Annotated in this window: 13 protein-coding genes; 4 read left to right on the forward strand and 9 right to left on the reverse strand. The window is 61.9% G+C overall.

All coding sequences use genetic code 11. The annotated features are described in order from the left end of the window. Window positions 1-161 precede the first annotated feature (161 nt). The 3 genes from V5B39_RS18305 to lolA are packed head-to-tail and all read left to right on the forward strand — an operon-like array spanning window position 162 to window position 4,058. Window positions 162-872, forward strand: coding sequence for a Crp/Fnr family transcriptional regulator (locus V5B39_RS18305; protein ID WP_332344306.1), 711 nt, complete (start codon window positions 162-164; stop codon window positions 870-872). Between the two features lie 22 nt (window positions 873-894). Beyond that, complete coding sequence (locus V5B39_RS18310) at window positions 895-3,438, forward strand: DNA translocase FtsK 4TM domain-containing protein (RefSeq protein ID WP_332344307.1); 2,544 nt, start codon at window positions 895-897, stop codon at window positions 3,436-3,438. 5 nt (window positions 3,439-3,443) lie between these two features. Then, the gene (gene lolA / locus V5B39_RS18315) at window positions 3,444-4,058 is read left to right on the forward strand and encodes an outer membrane lipoprotein chaperone LolA (protein ID WP_434735722.1); all 615 of its coding nucleotides are present in this window, start codon (window positions 3,444-3,446) and stop codon (window positions 4,056-4,058) included. A 43-nt stretch (window positions 4,059-4,101) separates the two neighbouring features. Here the strand turns inward: lolA and V5B39_RS18320 are convergent, their stop codons facing one another. The 5 genes from V5B39_RS18320 to V5B39_RS18340 all read right to left on the reverse strand — a co-directional run bounded on the left by V5B39_RS18320 (window position 4,102) and on the right by V5B39_RS18340 (window position 10,249). After that, entirely contained in the window at window positions 4,102-4,860 is a 759-nt protein-coding gene (locus V5B39_RS18320; protein ID WP_332344309.1) for a PP2C family protein-serine/threonine phosphatase, read from the reverse strand. Window positions 4,861-4,994: 134 nt separating this feature from the next. Beyond that, the gene (locus tag V5B39_RS18325) at window positions 4,995-6,362 is read right to left on the reverse strand and encodes an AMP-binding protein (RefSeq protein WP_332344310.1); all 1,368 of its coding nucleotides are present in this window, start codon (window positions 6,360-6,362) and stop codon (window positions 4,995-4,997) included. A 38-nt stretch (window positions 6,363-6,400) separates the two neighbouring features. Continuing rightward, entirely contained in the window at window positions 6,401-7,654 is a 1,254-nt protein-coding gene (glcF, locus tag V5B39_RS18330; protein WP_332344311.1) for a glycolate oxidase subunit GlcF, read from the reverse strand. A 13-nt stretch (window positions 7,655-7,667) separates the two neighbouring features. Next, window positions 7,668-8,735, reverse strand: coding sequence for a glycolate oxidase subunit GlcE (gene glcE / locus V5B39_RS18335; protein ID WP_332344312.1), 1,068 nt, complete (start codon window positions 8,733-8,735; stop codon window positions 7,668-7,670). Further along, window positions 8,735-10,249: an FAD-linked oxidase C-terminal domain-containing protein gene (locus tag V5B39_RS18340; RefSeq protein ID WP_332344318.1), complete on the reverse strand. Its 1,515-nt coding sequence runs from the start codon at window positions 10,247-10,249 to the stop codon at window positions 8,735-8,737. The genes glcE and V5B39_RS18340 overlap by 1 nt, the downstream gene beginning before the upstream one ends. Before the next feature lie 178 nt (window positions 10,250-10,427). On the opposite strand from V5B39_RS18340, the gene V5B39_RS18345 reads away from it, so the two are divergent. Next, window positions 10,428-12,083, forward strand: a complete 1,656-nt coding sequence (locus V5B39_RS18345; RefSeq protein WP_332344313.1) for a methyl-accepting chemotaxis protein — start codon at window positions 10,428-10,430, stop codon at window positions 12,081-12,083. 178 nt (window positions 12,084-12,261) lie between these two features. Here V5B39_RS18345 and V5B39_RS18350 read toward each other — a convergent pair whose 3' ends face one another. From V5B39_RS18350 to V5B39_RS18365, 4 genes are all read right to left on the reverse strand, one after another. After that, window positions 12,262-14,757, reverse strand: coding sequence for an ATP-binding protein (locus V5B39_RS18350; RefSeq protein WP_332344314.1), 2,496 nt, complete (start codon window positions 14,755-14,757; stop codon window positions 12,262-12,264). A gap of 379 nt (window positions 14,758-15,136) precedes the next feature. Next, complete coding sequence (locus tag V5B39_RS18355; RefSeq protein ID WP_332344315.1) at window positions 15,137-15,550, reverse strand: hypothetical protein; 414 nt, start codon at window positions 15,548-15,550, stop codon at window positions 15,137-15,139. Window positions 15,551-15,834: 284 nt separating this feature from the next. Next, entirely contained in the window at window positions 15,835-16,866 is a 1,032-nt protein-coding gene (locus tag V5B39_RS18360; protein WP_332344316.1) for a PEP-CTERM sorting domain-containing protein, read from the reverse strand. 410 nt (window positions 16,867-17,276) lie between these two features. Further along, the coding region (locus tag V5B39_RS18365; protein WP_332344317.1) for a DUF4351 domain-containing protein at window positions 17,277-17,762 on the reverse strand (486 nt) is incomplete at its 5' end.

Genomic DNA, 17,762 nt, shown 5'->3' on the forward strand with positions numbered 1-17,762 from the left:
CGATGGGCTCTGGTCGTGGGTCACAGAAAAATTATAACCGGCAACGCTGGCCCCTTCGCGGCCAAGTTCATTGCGGCAGTGCTTCGAAAATCTTCCAAGTGCCTTATAATCGCGGCGCAAGCCCTTGATAGAAATCACTTCACTTGATGAAAGAATGGCCCATGAACACTGCCGTTGAGCAACCCAGGAGAGGACCCAGCCTGACTTTGCTGCACAGCATACCGATATTTGCCGGCGTTCCCGATGCACAACTCGAACAGATCGCCAAGGTCGCCTTCCATCGTCGGGTACCACGCCAGACCACCATCGTCCGCGCCGGCGACAGTACCGATTCGCTCTATGTGTTGATCAGCGGTGGCGCCAAGGTGCTCAACAGCGACGAAGAGGGACGAGAAGTGATTCTGACCCTGCTCGGCCCCGGCGAGTTCTTCGGAGAAATGGGGCTGATCGACGGTAGCCCGCGTTCGGCCGATGTCATGGCTACTGAGACCTGTGAATTGCTGGTCATTACCAAAAACGACTTCAAGCGCTGCCTGGCCGAAAACTTTGACCTTTGCCTCAATATCATGAAAAGCCTCGTGCAGCGTTTGCGCGAAGCCGACCGCAACATCGAGAGTCTGGCACTGCTCGACGTCTACGGCCGCGTCGCCAAGTTGCTGATCGACTTTTCCGAAGAGGAGCGCGGTCAGCGCGTGATCCGGCGACGGCTGACCAAGCAGGATATTGCCAAGATGATCGGCGCCTCACGCGAGATGGTCAGTCGAGTCATGAAGGATCTCGAAAATCGCGGTTACTTCCGGGTCGAAGAAGGCCGAACCGTCATTCTCGAAAAACGCCTGCCTTCCCCGGCAGGTCCCGCTTCCCAAGCGTAACTCCCCACACCAGAAACCGCTGATGGCTTTGCTGAACAAACTTGCCGGCAGGATGCCCTTTCCGTCCAGAGCACCGAGTCCGCTCCCGGAAAAAATCGCCGCACTCCTGCAGGAGTCGCGCTGGCTGATCCTGATCGTCGTCGCCACCTTCCTGGCGCTTGCGCTGTGGGGCTACCATCCCTCCGATCCCGGCTGGTCGCACGCCGTACGCACGGCAACGCTGCACAACCCGGCTGGCCGTAGCGGCGCCTGGCTGGCCGATTTGATGCTTTTTGTCTTCGGCCTTTCGGCGTGGTGGTGGATCGTCCTGCTGCTGGTCTTTGTCTGGTGGGGGTATCGACGTCTCGAAGGCCAGCATCCGACCGATCGACGTCCGCTGTACATTTGCCTGGCCGGCTTTCTGGTCCTGATCATCGCCAGCAGCGGACTCGAGAATCTGCGTTTCTATACGCTCAAAGCAACGCTGCCGGTTGGCCCTGGCGGCGTCATCGGCATCGAGCTCGGCGCTGTGGTCGTGCGTTATCTGGGTTATACCGGTGCGACGCTGGCCCTGTTCGCTCTGCTGATGCTTGGCTGGAGCATTTTCTCCGGGATGTCGTGGATCACCACTGCCGAACGTGCCGGCGCACTCCTGGAAGCGATCGTCGTCGGCCTCTACCAGTGGCTCGAACGCTGGCAGGACCGGCGCATCGGACGCGAGGTCGCACGCGAGCGCGAGGCGGTCATCGAGGGCGAGAAGAAGCGCGGCGAAACGCACGAACCCACGCTGACCGAAAGTTCCACGCTGGCCAGTTCTCGCCCGCTACCGGTCAAGGCCGGCAAACGCAGTCAGGAGCCGACCCTGAACGACGAGCGCGACTTGCTTGCGCCGCTACCGCCAACAACCGGCAAACCCATCGACGACTCACCGGCCTTGCACCACGAGCCCGATTCACCGGCATCGCCACGGCCAGAAACCGGCCATCCCATCGATCACGAGCCAACCCTGACGGAGGCTCCCGAAGTCATCACGCCACGGCTGTCGAAGGGGGAGAAACGAATCGACCGTGGGCAACCGCTGCCGCTCCCGGAAGTCGTCGAGGCATCCCTGCCGCCGGTGCATCTGCTTGAACCAGCGCCCTTGCAGAGCAGTCGCGTCAGTCCCGAGACGCTTGAATACACCTCACGTCTGATCGAAAGAAAACTTGCCGACTTTGGCGTGCAGGTGGCGGTCACCGCCGCCTATCCCGGGCCGGTGATCACGCGTTACGAAATCGAGCCGGCAGTCGGCGTGAAGGGCGCCCAGATCGTCAATCTGGCCAAGGATCTGGCGCGTTCGCTGTCGCTGGTATCGGTACGTGTCGTCGAAACGGTACCGGGCAAATCGTCGATGGCACTTGAACTCCCGAATCCCAAGCGACAGATGGTCCGCTTGCTGGAAATCATCTCCAGCAAGGAATATCACGACATGGACTCGCCACTGACGATGACCCTGGGCAAGGATATCAGCGGCCAACCCCTGGTCGTTGACCTGGCCAGGATGCCGCATCTGCTGGTTGCCGGAACGACTGGATCGGGCAAATCGGTCGGCATCAACGCGATGATCCTTTCGCTGCTCTACAAGGCTGGTCCAGACCAGGTACGGCTGATCCTGGTCGACCCGAAAATGCTCGAACTGTCCATCTACGAGGGCATCCCGCACCTGCTCGCACCGGTGGTGGTGGACATGAAACATGCCGCCAACGCCCTCAACTGGTGTGTTGGCGAAATGGACAAGCGCTACAAGCTGATGTCGGTGATGGGCGTACGCAATCTGGCCGGCCTCAATCAACGCATCCGTGATGCCGCGAAAAACGGTGAGAAAATCGCCAACCCGGTGTCGCTGACTCCGGACAACCCCGAACCGCTGTCCTGTCTACCGTTCATCGTAGTGGTCATCGACGAACTCGCCGATCTGATGATGCTTTCCGGCAAGACCGTCGAGCAACTGATCGCCCGTCTCGCCCAGAAAGCGCGCGCATCGGGAATCCACCTGATTCTGGCGACGCAGCGGCCATCGGTCGATGTCATCACCGGCCTGATCAAGGCCAACATACCTACCCGCATCTCTTTCCAGGTGTCGTCAAAGATCGATTCACGCACCATTCTCGATCAGATGGGTGCCGAGGCCCTGCTCGGCCAGGGCGACATGCTCTATCTGGCACCTGGAACCGGTTATCCGACACGCGTCCATGGCGCTTTTGTCGCCGACGAAGAAGTGCATCGGGTGGTCGACTACCTGAAAAAAACGGGAGTTCCGGATTACGTCGAAGGCGTTCTCGCCGGGGCCGGGGCAGACAGCGAAGGCGACGACGCCAGCGGTAGTGAAGGCCAGGATAGCGATGGCGAAGCCGACCCGGTCTATGACCAGGCGGTCGAAGTGGTGCTGAAGAATCGCCGCGCATCGATTTCGCTGGTACAGCGCCACTTGCGCATCGGCTACAACCGCTCGGCACGCTTGATCGAGGCCATGGAAAAAGCCGGGCTGGTTTCTGCCATGGATGCCCGTGGCAGTCGCGAAGTCCTGGCCCGCAAGGAAGAGGAATGACTGACATGATTCGCCGCACACTCCTCGCCACCGCCTGCCTGCTGGCTGCCCAGGCAGCCGACGCCGGAGCGATCGACAAGCTGCACCAGTTCCTCGAATCAACGCGGACGGTACGCGCCGATTTCGCGCAGACAGTGGTGGCCAAAAACGGACGCCAGGCGCAAACGTCGAGCGGCGTCATGATGTTTTCGCGCCCAGGCAAGTTTCGCTGGCAGATCGAGAAGCCTTACAGCCAGTTGCTGGTGGGCGATGGAGAGAAAGTCTGGCTCCATGATCCGGACCTCCGCCAGGTGACGGTCAGGAACGCTGGCACGGCGATCGGCGGGACGCCGGCGGCACTGCTCGCCGGGGACAGTACGATCGAAAGGAACTTCATTCTGCGCGAGGCGGGTGATCATGATGGGCTGGAGTGGATCGAGGCGACCCCCAAAGCGCAGGACAGCGGCTTCGAGAAGGTTCGCCTCGGTTTTGCCCATAAGGAGCTCAGGGCAATGGAGTTGCTCGACAGCCTCGGCCAGACCACCTTGCTGCGCTTTGCCCGCTTTGAACGCAATCCGCAGTTGGCGCCTTCGCTGTTCCGCTTTGTCCCGCCGGCCAATACCGATGTGATTGGTGAATGAGCAGGTGGAGTCATGATCGGGGTGCCTGGAAAAGCCATGACCGTTAGGCAAGCGGCGCCTCAAGCAGCTTCAGGATCGCGATCGAGATGTTGTCGCCATCCCCGCTGCCAAGCGCCCGTGCCCGGCCGATCAGCAACTCGGAGGCTTCGCGCGCCGACGTCGAGCCATTGATCACCCACCCCAGTTCCTGATCGCTGAAATAGGCCCACAGACCATCCGAGCAGAGCAAAAAGGTATCCCCTGCCTGCAGGCCATCAGCCTCGCCAAAAGCGATCTTGGGTGCTTCGACTCCCCCCAGCGAAGTCAACAGAATGTTTCGATTGGGATGCACGAGGGCTTGCTCTGACGTGATTCTGCCCTGCACCACCAGTTGCCCGACATAGGAATGATCGGTACTGCGAAAGACCAGGTTTTCGCCCCGAAAATGATAAATACGGCTGTCACCGCAATGCGCCCAACTCGCCTTGCCCGGCTGCAACAGCAGCATCACGACGGTGCTGTGCGGATCCTTCTCGTTGATGAAACGCGACGTCTTGATCAGCATGTGCGCTTCATTGATGCTTGATTCCAGCAGCACGCGTGCCGATTCGGTGCGTGCGGAAAAACCTTCCAGATTGTTGCGAGCGGTATGGATCACCTGCCGGGCAGCGATCACCCCCCCGGCATGGCCGCCCATGCCGTCCGCCACGACCGCCAGCGTCACGCCCCCGCCTTTGGGATGCGGCATGATCGCCGCGCGGTCTTGCTGTTCGCGGCGATCCCCCTGATGCTGGGCGACACAGGCGTCAATCGTAATCGGCATCGCGTAAACCTCCCGGTGGCACGGCTTTCAGTCGTTTCCCTCATGAAAACCCCTTCTGACCTTGCTGCCATGCCTGGCCACGAGGGGCTGACGGCGGCGGTCAGTCGGCAGAACAGCGGCGAATTCTATCGCTTTCAGCGTTGCATGGGTTGGCCATCGGAGTCGAACACCTCGGCACGCCCCTGGTACCAGAAATCGCCTTCCGCATCGATCTTCGCGAGATCGCCGGTCAGGACCCAGCCATCAGTAATGAACTTCCCGGCCGTTGCCTCGGGGCTCCGCCAATACCCGAGCATGATCACCGGATCGTCTTCCGCGTTGCACTGCCGATGCACGGCGAGCTCGCCAACTTCGCCCGGCGGCAGGACCTGGCCCTGGCGATCGACGACCGCCAGCCGATGCCCAGGGTACGGACGGCCCATCGCTCCCGGTTTCGCCGGCCAGCGCGAAGCGCAATGGCCAAGCACATGGCTGATCCCGGTTTGCCCGAAGGATTCGTTGATCGTCACCCCGAGCTTCTCCCTGGCCCAGTGAGACACCGCGACAGAGACTGGTCCACCAGTGCTGACCAGCGTGCGCAGGTCGAGATCGTAGATCGCCTTCGGATCGGGAACCGCTTCCATCATCCGCTGCAGGGCGCTGGCGGAGAACAAGCTGTTGCGCACACCGTATTTCTCGATCAGGGCAAACGCCCTGGCTGCGTCAAAACGTCCTGGGTAAACGAGTAGCGGCATCCCGAAGTACCAGGTCGGCCACCAACCATCGCAAAGACCCGCAGTGCTCGCCCAGTCGGCGGGCGACCAGAACAGGTCACGCGGCTGCGGAAAGAACTCATGCGAGCAGACATAGCCGCTGAGACTGCCGAGCAGCGTGCGATGCGCCAGCAGTACCCCCTTCGGTCTGGCCGTTCTGCCGCTGGGGTAGAGGATCAGCGCCGGATCATGGGCCGCGGTCGCTGCCGTTGTGTAACGTACTGAAGCGTGTTCGAGCACTTCTTCCCAGCGCTTGAGATCCTGGCCGACGACTGCGCCGACGCCGAGCAGATGCTGCAGTTGCGGCAACTGGTCGCGCAGTTGCCGCAACGTCGGCAGTGTCGCCGCATCGACGATGGCCAGGTGCGCGCCCGCGTCGCCGAGGCAGTATGCGAGCGCATCCGGCGTGCAGAGCGGCGACAGGGGGACGGCCAGTGCGCCCATCTGATAGATCGCGACATGCGCAATGGCTGCCTCCGGACACTGCGGCAGGATCAGCGCCACCCGGTCCCCAGACAGCGTGCCGAGTGCCGCCAGCACGTTGGAAAGACGGTTGGCCTGACGCTGAATGTCCCAGAAGGTATACGCCGAAGAGAAACCGCTCTCGTCCTCGTAGTACAGCGCAAAGCGGCTGCGGTCCTCGGCCCAGCGGCCGCAGAGGTCGACGCCGATGTTGAAGCTCTCGGGAAGCTGCCAGCGAAAACTTCGGCACAAGGCATCGTAACTGCTAGTCTGACGGTCGATGAACATCGCTCTCCTTCCTGTACGTGTCTGGTGGTCTGTACGCTTCAGGAGGCGGTACGCAAACGCTCGTCGATCAGTTCGATCCAGTGCCGTACCGGCAGCGTGCTGCCGCTTTGCAAGTGCATCTGGCAGCCGACATTGGCCGTGGCCAGCAGATCCGGAGAACCGGCATGGAGCGCCGCCAGCTTCTGATCCCGCAACTGCCTGGCGAGAACCGGCTGGGTAATCGCATAGGTGCCCGCCGAACCGCAGCACAGGTGCGCATCGGCGACCGGCGCAAGCTGGTAGCCGGCGGCCGTTAACAGCGCTTCGACGACCCCGCGAATCTTCTGCGCATGCTGCAAGGTGCAGGGCGAGTGAAAGGCCACCCGCTTGCCGACACCGGCCCTGGCTTTGCGCAGCAACTCGAGCAGGCGAGGCTGCTCGGCGGCGAGCACCTCGGAGGCATCGCGCGTCATCGCCGCAATTCTGGCCGCCTTGTCGGTGTAGGCCGGGTCGTGTTTGAGCAGTGCAGCATACTCGCGCACCTGCGCGCCACAACCTGCTGCGGTCATCACAAAACCCTCGACGCGCCCACTCTCGAGTTCCTGCCACCAGGCATCGATGACACGCCGCATGTCGTCGAGGGCTTTCTCCGGGGCATTGAGGTGGTAGCGCAAGGCGCCGCAACAGGCGGCACCGGCCACCTCGACCAATTCGATGCCGAGCCGGTCGAGAACGCGTGCGGTCGCCGCATTGGTATCGGGTGCCAGCGCCGGCTGCACACAACCGGCCAGCGCAACCATCCGACGCGAGTGTGCAGCCGGCCGCGGCCATGCGCCGATGCGAGCGCCCGCAGGCATCGGCACCTTGTCGGCGAGCATGCCTGGCAACAGCGGCCGCAGCAGTTGGCCGATACGAACCGCCGGCTTGAACATCCAGCGGCGCGGCAGCGCTTCGCGCAGCAGCGAACGCGTTGCCCGTGCAGCCAGCGAACGCGGTACGCGCTGCTCCATGACGGCGCGTCCGATCTCGTACAGGCGGTGGTAGTTGACTCCCGACGGGCAGGTGCTTTCGCAGGCCCGACAGGTCAGACAGCGGTCGAGGTGGATCTGTGTCCTTGCAGTCACCGGCTGCCCTTCGAGCATCTCCTTGATCAGATAGATGCGGCCACGCGGCCCGTCGAGCTCGTCCCCGAGCAACTGGAAAGTGGGACAGGTGGCGTTGCAGAAGCCGCAGTGCACGCAGCTACGCAGAATCGCGTCCGCCTCACGCCCGACCGGCGTGTCCTTGATGAAATCGGCCAGATGGGTTTGCATGCTTGGCGAACTTTCAGAAATCCGGGTACATTCGGCCGGGGTTGAAGACCCCCTGTGGGTCGAAGGCGTGCTTGAGATGGCGGTGAATTTGCGCGAGCGGCGCGGGCAAGGGCTGGAAAACACCGACCGCGGCCTTCAAGGCCTCATCGCCCCGGAACAGCGTTGCGTGCCCACCGGCTTTTGCCGCAGCCGCACGCAGCGCGCGCGCATCGCCGGCACGCAGCCAGCGCTGCGCGCCGCCCCATTCGATCAGCGTCGCTCCGAACCCCTGTGGTGGCGCCACCGACGGGAGTGAGAGACGCCACAGCGGCGCGTCGCCGGCAAAAAAGGCGTGCGTCTGCTCGCGCAGCGATTGCCAATAGACTTCGGCCTCGGCGGCGTCCACCCACTCGCCGGCAAGCAAGCGCTCTGCGGCAGTGACCGCGGCGGCGGCACCCGACAGGCGCAGCGTCAGTATCCCATCGTGCCAGGCCGATGCCGAAATCGGCAGGGGTCGCCCGCCCCACTGATTGAGTTTCTGCAGCGCGGTCGCTTCGTCGATCACAAATCGCAGGCTCTTCTCGGCCATCGGCAGCGGCAGCACTTTCAACGACACCTCGAGCACCACGCCGAGCGTTCCCAGGCTGCCGGCCAGCAACCGCGAGACATCGTAACCGGCGACGTTCTTCATCACCTGGCCGCCGAAGGAGAGCACCTCGCCCAGACCATTCAACAGTTTGACGCCGAGAACGAAATCACGGACGGCACCAACCGCCTGCCGGCGTGGACCCGACAGGCCGCTGGCAAGCATGCCGCCGACGGTCGCCGTCGGCGCGAAATGCGGCGGTTCGAAAGCCAGCCATTGTTCCTTTTCGGCCAGCGTCGCGGTCAATTCGACAAGCGGCGTGCCGGCACGCGCGCTGACCACCAGTTCAGTCGGTTCGTAAGCGACGATCCCTCGATAGGCCGCAACGTCGAGCCGCTCGCCTTGTTCCCATCCACCGTAAAAAGTCTTGCTGCCGCCACCGCGAATCGCCAGCTTGCCACCACGGCCAGCAGCGTCGCTGATGCGCGCCGTCCAGTTTTCGATCAGGGAATCCATCACTGCCGCGAAGAGTTCATCGAGTTCATTGTATTTTGCTCGCCGCCGACGCGCGCCAGCGTGTATTCCCGGCAGCGCGCCAGCGTCGGCACGCCCTTGCCGGGATTGAGCAGGCCATGCTCGTCGAAAGCCGCCTTGAGGCGATGGAAAGCGCCGATCTCGGCGAGCGTGAACTGCTCGGCCATAAGATCGATTTTTTCGATGCCCACCCCATGTTCACCGGTGATGGTGCCACCGAAACGTACCGACAGTTCGAGGATCTCGGCACCAAAGGCTGTCGCCCGCTCGAGTTCTCCCGGCTGGTTGGCGTCGTACATGATCAGCGGGTGCAGATTCCCGTCGCCGGCGTGAAAGACGTTGGCACAACGCAGCGCGTACTTCGCGGAAAGAGCGGCGATCGCTTCGAGCATATCGGCCAGATGCTTCCTCGGAATCGTGCCGTCCATGCACAGATAGTCGGGGGTCAGGCGACCGACCGCCGGAAACGCCGCCTTGCGCCCGGCCCAGAACCTGAGCCGCTCGGCTTCATTCTGCGAAACGCGAATCCCGGCAGCACCGCTCATTTCGAGCACCGCCGTCATCCGCCCGATTTCCTCGGCGACCTCTTCAGGCGTGCCATCCGATTCGCAGAGCAGGATCGCTTCGGCATCCCTGTCGTAACCGGCATTGGCGTAGGGTTCGACAGCCAGAATGGCTCTCCTGTCCATCATCTCGAGGCCGGCCGGAATGATACCGGCGGCAATGATGCTGGCAACCGCGTCGCCGGCCCGCCGCACGTCGGCGAACGAGGCGACCACCACCTGTGCCAGTTCGGGCTTGGGGGTCAGCTTGACAGTGATTTCGGTGATCAGCGCCAGCAGACCCTCCGAACCGTTGAGCAGCGCCAGCAGGTCGTAACCGGGAGCATCGAGGGCCGCGTTGCCGAACTCGACGATCTCGCCTTCCATGCTCAGGCCGCGCACGCGCAGCACATTATGAACGGTCAGTCCATATTTCAGGCAATGCACGCCACCCGAGTTCTCGGCGACATTGCCGCCGATCGTGCAGGCGATCTGCGACGAAGGGTCGGGGGCATAATGGAGACCGTAGGGCGCCGCTGCCTCGGACACCGCCAGATTGCGCACACCGGGCTGGACCACTGCAGTCCGCGACACGGGATCGACGCTGATGATCTTCTTGAGCTTGGCGAGCGCGACCAGTACGCCATCCGGATGCGGTGTCGCACCACCCGACAGACCGGTGGCAGCGCCGCGCGCCACTACCGGCGCGCGCAGCTCATGACAGATCCGGAGAATCGCCTGCACCTGCGCTTCGTCCTCCGGCAAAGCGACCAGCAGCGGCAACTGCCGAAAGGCGGTGAGGCCATCGCAATCGTACGGCCGCAGATCTTCTTCCTCGAACAGCAGCGCCTGCGCCGGCAGCACCTCGCGCAGGCGCCGGATCAGCAGCGACCGGTCAACGGAGAACGGTCGATCGGCGGTCGTGCTCTGTGAAGTAGTCGCCGGTATGCTCATCCTGCCTCCCTGGATCATTAATGACTCCAGAATACACCAAAGCGCTGCCGATGCAATCTCGCAAGCAACACTATCCCTGCCTCTGGCACGCCGCACCTGAAAGGCGCTTGTCAAATGCCTGCCACCGTGATGACATTGCGGCTCGACCAGCCATTTCCAACATACAAAGGTCTTCTACATGCACAATTTCACGATCAAGGCCCGAGTCCTGATCCTCGGTCTGATTGCCGTCGGCAGCATGGTCATCGCCAGCGGCGTCGGCATTTTCGAGTTATCCCGTTTCAACACCCAGCTACGGGCCGATCTGGTGGAAATACGCCAGGGCATCGGAACCCTGATCGACATCCAGACCGCCGCAGTCGCGTTCAAGACGCAGGTACAGGAATGGAAAAATATTCTCATCCGTGGTAATCAGGAACAGGAATTTTCTCGATATGAGAAGGCGTTCCTGGAAAGGGAAAAGTTTGTTCAGGAGCGGCTGAGAACCGCGCTCGACACACTCAGGACCCATCCGGCAAACGCAGGGCTGATCGCCGACCTCGACAAGCTCATCCAGGATCACGCAGCCCTCAGCACCACCTACAAGACGGCGCTCGGCAGTTTTGACAAGAGCGATCCCGAGGCTGGAAAGAAGGTCGATGTCGCGGTCAAGGGCCGGGACAGAGCGACCACGGAAGGCATCGCCAAGGTGGTGGCCACTTTCGAGAAAAGCGAAATCGATCATCTTGAGCATCAATTGATCGCCTCGGAGGCGTCGCTGGCATCCTCACGCCGACTGCTGATCGCCTTGATGGCGATCGCCTTCATTCTGTCCGGCGCGGTGGTGGTGATCACGGTTCAACAGATCTCGGGGCAAATGGCCAGTGTCCAGACAACCACTGCAAAGATCAGAGACACGCTTGACCTCAGCCGCCGCATCCCGATTTCCGGAAAGAGCGAGATGGCGCAGGTGGCGTCGAGTGTGAATTCGCTGCTTGACGAGTTTCAGGCAGTAGTCAGGCACATGCGGGACACCGGCGAGCATGTCGCGGGCGCTTCTGTTGACCTGGCACAATCGGTCGGGCAACTGGCAGCGGCAACCGGGCAACAGAATGATGCCACGTCATCGATCGCGGCGACAGTGGAAGAGATGTCGGTCAGCATCACCCATGTCGCCGATTCCTCTGCCACCGCCCAGGAAATCGCGCGGCAGTCCATGGCTACGGCCGTGACCGGTGGGCAGGTGATCGAGAAGACCGTCTGCGACATGGTGGCCATCGCCGAAACCGTGCAGAGCGCGTCGCATACTCTGGAGGGACTGGGTAAGCGCACTGACCAGATCGGCAACACTACCGACGTCATTAAGGAAATCGCCGATCAGACCAACCTGCTGGCGCTCAATGCCGCCATTGAAGCCGCTCGGGCTGGCGAGCAGGGACGCGGTTTTGCGGTCGTGGCCGACGAGGTGCGCAAACTTGCGGAGCGGACAACAACCGCAACTAAGGAGATTTCCGTAGTCATTCGCGCAATCCAGGAAGAGACGCAGCGCGCGTTGGATGATATGCGGCAACTGGTGGGGCAGGTGAACAGCAATGCCGAAGGGGCTCGTCAGGCAGGCGAATCGATCATTCAGATTCGCGAGAGAGCGATCCGTGTCGTTGACGTTTCGTCGGACATCGCCAACGCGCTCAAGGAACAAAGCACTGCCAGCGAGTTGATCGCCCAGCAGGTGGAAAGGATCGTGTCAATGGGCGAGGCCAATACGGCCGCAACAGGTGAAGCGACCGACGCATCAGCAAAGATGAAGCGTCTGGCGACCGAGATGCACGAGTTGGTCGGTCGTTTCCAGGTTTAGCGGAAAAGCGCTGCACTCCGCATATCTGCAAACCGTATGTGACGTTACCCGAAAGTACCACGCCCCGGCGGTACGGTTCGCCCTGTTGAGGTTCTGGCTGCTGCCTTGCGACGTCAGCGTCGAAAGGACTGCGTAAGAAAGCGCCCATTGCAATGCGGCGAAATGAGTCGACACTTTCTCATAACCACCGCCCGAGGAGGTCCAGCAACGCGGCGGCCTGGAAAGGCTTCGAGAGATAATCGTCCATACCGGCCTGCAGACACTGCTGACGATAGCCCACCATCGCGTGTGCGGTGAGCGCAACCACCGGCGTGCGCGCCGCGCCGCTCGCTTCTTCCGCCTGACGAATCTGCCGGGTTGCCTCGAACCCGTCAATCCCCGGCATCTGGCAGTCCATCAGGATCAGATCGAAAGCCTGGCGCGCATGCTCGGCCACCGCCTGCTCGCCATCACCGGCCATCACCACCTCGATTCCGTAGTGCATCAGCATCGCCCGTGTCACCTCGGCATTCACCGGATCATCCTCGGCCACAAGGATGCGCCGGTTGACGAAAGACTCGGCCGACAGCCGGTACTCCGTCGCCGTCGTCGGCGCCGGAGCCTCCGGTAGCTGCACCCGGAACCAGAAGCACGATCCCTCGCCCGGCGTGCTCTGCAAACCGATCCTGCCGCCCATCAAGCGTACCAGCTCACGCGCGATCGACAGCCCCAGTCCGGTGCCGCCGAAGCGCCGCGTCGTTCCCTGGTCGGCCTGCACAAACGCTTCGAATATCTGTGCCTGCTTCTCCGGCGCAATGCCGATGCCGTTGTCCCTGACCGCGAAATGCACCATGAGGTCGGCATCGCGATGCACCGCAACATCGATCGTCCCTCTCTTCGAGAACTTCACGGCGTTGGACACCAGGTTCAACAGCACCTGCCGCAGCCTGACCATGTCGCCCATTACCCAGCGCGGCGTATTTTGCGCCACCGTCACCACCAGCCTTGCCCCCTTGGCACGCGCCGCCTCGCCGAAGAGGTCGTTGATCTCGCGCACCATCTCAGGCAGATCGAACCTCGCCGACTCCAGATCCAACCGCCCGGCCTCGATTTTCGAGAGGTCCAGCACATCGTCCAGCACCGCCAGCAGCGCACGCCCCGAGCGCTGGATGGTCTGTGCATAATGCCGCGCCTGTTCTGGTAGTTGCTCGCGCAGCAACAGTTCCGCCACCCCGATCACCCCGTTCATCGGCGTCCTGATCTCATGGCTCATGTTCGCCAGAAACGTCGATTTCGCCTGGCTCGCCGATTCGGCAGCCTCCTTGGCGGCAATCAGTTCCCTCTCGATCTGCTTGCGCTCGCTAACGTCCTGGACAATGCCGGCCAGCTTCACGGGCTTGCCGAGGGAATTGCTATGCAACTTCAGCGCGCGAACTTCGACCGTCCGCTCGACTCCATCCGGCCGCACGATGCGGTGCTCGAGAACGAGCGGAGCGCACATCGCCAGCATCTGCCTGAGCGCCGCGAGCAACATTGGACGGTCTTCCACGTGGGTAGCGCGCACATAGTCGGGATGAAAGAACGGTGCGAAGCTGCGTGGTTCGTGTCCATAGATACGGTAGACCTCGTCGCTCCACTCCATGCGGTCGCTCTGCAGGTCGAATTCCCAATGGCCAACATGGGCCATCGCCTGCGCCTCGGCCAGCTTGGCCTGACTCTCCTGCAAGGCAAGCAATGCCCGATTGCGTTCGCTGTCGTCGATGCCGAAGATATAGGCACCGGGTATCGAAGCGTCTGCAGCCGTGTCAGGAAGCAGCCACACACGATCGTATCGCCTTGTTCCGTCGGGCATCGACAAGGCGCGATCGTATTCGACGGTTTCTTTGCGCCGTACTCTTTGCAGATAGGTCGCGACCTCGTGGTATACCTCGTCGCCAAGCAGATCAACCATGGTCATGCCGCTGATCTCCTCCGGCGTTTTGCCGAAGAGATCGGCAAAACGCCGATTGGTGAATAAATAACGTTCAACGGTACCCGTGAGGTCGGCATAGGCGATCGATGCCGGCATGCCATCAACGATGCGCTGCAGGTGCTGCTCGCCTTGCAGGATGCTTTCCCTGGCGGCGGCCCTCGCCCGCACGACGATCCGCGCTGCCATGGCGACGACCGCCAGCGACGAAAGCTGTGCAAGGAAAGTCATGGTCATCGTCTCCTCGGCCGGCAGCAGGCTGGGCGGCAAGCGGCCGGTCAGATTGCCCAGATAAAGGCCGACAAGAACAACCACGTCGACAACGAAGGCAACGAGCAGCATGCGTGCCTTGCCGAACGTACCGAGCGTCGCAAGCAGCGCAATCAGCCAGGGTACGGCGACTGACAGAACACCGCCGGTCACTGCGGCCCAGACCGCAACGTAAGCGATTCCGGCAAGGTTGGTGAGCAGGAGCATTCTCGAAGGGTGGGACGTGAAGCGGATCGAGACAGCCGCCAGCACCGGGGTTGCGATCGAGGCCGAAAAAAGCACCAGCTCGATTGCGCTGGGCTCGCTGCGCACAAGCATGAAAACAGTCAGCAGGACCGACACCACACCCGAGATCGTCAGCAGCGACCCTGCGATTGTCCTGGCACGCGCCACGAGCTGCGGGTTTGCGTGCGCCTGTGGCGGCACGAACCAGTCGAAAAGATCCTTGCCGCTCACGCTGCAACACCCGGCCGCCAGGTCGCAGCGGCGATCTCCGGCGTAGCGAGCGCGTTTGCTGACGGGAGAAGGTTCATGGGCATCGCTGGGAGTATCGATATGGAAAACCAGATAGGGGAAACCAACCAGGTCAATGTACCCTTGATCTGCGCCCGCCGCTGGAACCGCGCTACGCGACTTTCATCGCTCAGCTGCAGCCGAGTGGACACCCGCTGGCGAGCACTGATTGCCGTCGGCCATCGCCTCGAAGCGTCGATCAGAAGGGAGCCTGTCTTACCGGCCGATCCCCGAACCCCGTCAGTGCTCCCGGCACACGGGCGCTCGCCTCCCGCATCTCCGGGCTCCCGTACAGGTTTGTCTCTCCAAAGACCGCAAGGGCTCAGTCATCAATCTCTTCGACACTGACGTTCCCCTTGCCCGAGCGCTTGATGCGGTACTTGGTGCCGTCCTTGCCTGTCCACCTGGTTGCCGATGGGGGTACCTTGACTCCGTCGATCGTCACATTGCCATTGACCACGCTGATACCGCTGGCATCGTCATCGCCCTTGCGGGTGGTGACGGTGGTGCCTGGTGAATGCGTGATCGATGACGAACTCTGGCCGGGATTCACATACACGGCGTTGCCTTTGGTGTTGGTGGAAGTCTTGCCGGTATTGACGTTGGTGCCATTGCCGGTGTTTACGCTCACCCCGCCGGTGCCGCCGGTTTTCACATCGACGCCAGCCGGACCTCCCACCGAAACCGAGACCTGCGCCGTCGCGGATGCCGCGGCAAGGATGAGCAAGGTAGCCATGAATGTCTCTTTCATTCGAATATCTCACTGTTCAGAAAGGGTCTGGCGATGAAGGACAGGAAGTTCGACATCCCGTCGGCCTCGATGCCAGTATCCCGGATCTCCATGTGCGCAGTCAATCGGGAAATCCTGCCAGGCGCCACGCAGGTAGTGCGCGAAAAAACGGTAGGGCGAAAGCCCCGCAGGGGGCGTTCCGCCCATCTCCTGTTTCCGCCGATTGTGCCAGGGGTGCTACCCCACCCTGCCGACGGCCGTTGGCCGCCAGCGTGCGCCTCCGACAGGTCTTATTTCGCCAGTCTCGCTTTCTGGCCACGAGGTCTGCTGCGCAGCAGCGTCAGGCCAGCTAGCGCCAGACCAAAGAGCAACACGCTGGCTGGTTCCGGCAAGGCTGGCGGCAATTTGGTAAAACCGCGCAGCACGACCACATGGTCTTCGGCCGTCCCGAAGGTGGAGAAAAGGAAGTCCCCAGTCAAGGGATCGATGGCAGCACCTTCCGCTCCGGCCAGCCCAATGACCAACTCACGTCGTGTCGCGACCAGCGGGTTGCCCTCACTATCAAGGTCGTACGCAACCACGTTGCCATCGGTGAATTCCGAAACCAGCATCGCATTGGCGAAAAAACCTGGGTTGCCCGCCGTGATATAGACGAAGCCTTCCGGCCCACCCGGCAGGTTATCCATGGCCAGTGTCGACGAGTCGAGGTCGACCTGGGTGATGCTGGTGATGTCAAAGGTCCCGCTGCCATCCGGTGCGTAGGTGGCCGTGTAGAATTCACCGCCCTCCCATGAAACCAGTTTCATCTGCGACGCGCCGCCGAAACCGCCAGGAACAAAATTGAGTGCGGCATGGGAACCGGCAACGCCGAGCGGAGTGAGGTCAATCACCTTGTCCTCGCCGGTGCTACCAGGTTTGGTTTGCCCAAGCTTGTTTTCCGGCCACTGTGAAGTAAACAGTACGCCGCCCGGACCATACACCACGCCGCCATCGTTGAAGGCACCAACCGTGCCGACGGCTGTGGCGCTGCCGGAAAAGCCGGTAATGTGCATGTCGGCGCCACGCACGACGCCGATCGAATACAGCAAGCCCGCAGCCGTGTTGGCATTACCGCCAATCAGGATGGTGTTCGGGTCTCCTGCCTTGAAAGTAAGTCCGCCGTAAGGAAAGGGAAGTGACGAGACGGGGCCAAGATTGGTCAGCGCATAATCGGCGGCGAACGGCGCGCTGACGGTCTGCGCCTGTGCCACCTGAGTGAACAGGGCGAATACCGAGATTGCCAGGGTAATACCCGTGGTTTGAGAGAGAATTTTTGATTTCATGTAATGGTCTCCGGTGGGTGTGGTCGACGTGGAAGCTTGACGTGTTTACGGCCTCGCCTCCACCACTGTGGGCAAATCCGACGCACGAACTGTTTATGCCGCATTGTGGCTGCTCAAACGCACGATGACGTGCAGCAAGCAGCCCGACAACCACCAAGCAATATATATGCCTTCCAATCTCTTATATCTACTAAACAATCACTTGGCAAACCACTCGCAGTCTTTCCGCCAACCTCTGTAAGATTTACCGACACGGACAAGAGAGGCGGGCATGTCCAGCAAGGGCTGTTCCGCCACTCTCCCGTCGCAACGATACGCCCGCTGCGCATGAGCTTTTCTCGACCAGTCCTTGATTACCCGCCATCATTACCCACCATCGCAGGGGATCAATCAGGTCAGAGGAAGGCGGATCAGGATGCCTTGAACACGTCGTCGAGCCCGGTAGCGTCCAGCAGGTCGAGGCCCCAGATCTCCAGTTGCTCGGGGCTGGCTTGCCCAAGGCGCTCGTGCACCCAGCGGGGCAAGGGGCCAAAACGACGTTCGAGTTGCTTTTGCAGCAAGGCGCTTTCGCCTTCCTGTCGGCCTTCCTGTCGGCCTTCCTGTCGGCCTTCCTGTCGGCCTTCCTGTCGGCCTTGCTGCAGACCTTGCTGCAGACCTTGCTGCAGACCTTGCTGCAGCCCCTCCTCTTTCCACTGTTGGGTCCACCCTTCTACGGTTTCGGCAAGCATGGTGTCGATCTCCTGGAGTTCGTTGATTTCGGGAATAGCCTGTCCGGGCATCAGCCGTCGGAGGACGATCCGGTTGATCCAGACCACGAAGGCGCGTCTGAGGCTGGCATGGGCCGGTCCTTGCAGGCACTTCAGCAATTGCGATACGGCGCGCCGGACATCCGCCGG

Source organism: Accumulibacter sp., assembly GCF_036625275.1.
Classification (GTDB): Bacteria; Pseudomonadota; Gammaproteobacteria; order Burkholderiales; family Rhodocyclaceae; genus Accumulibacter.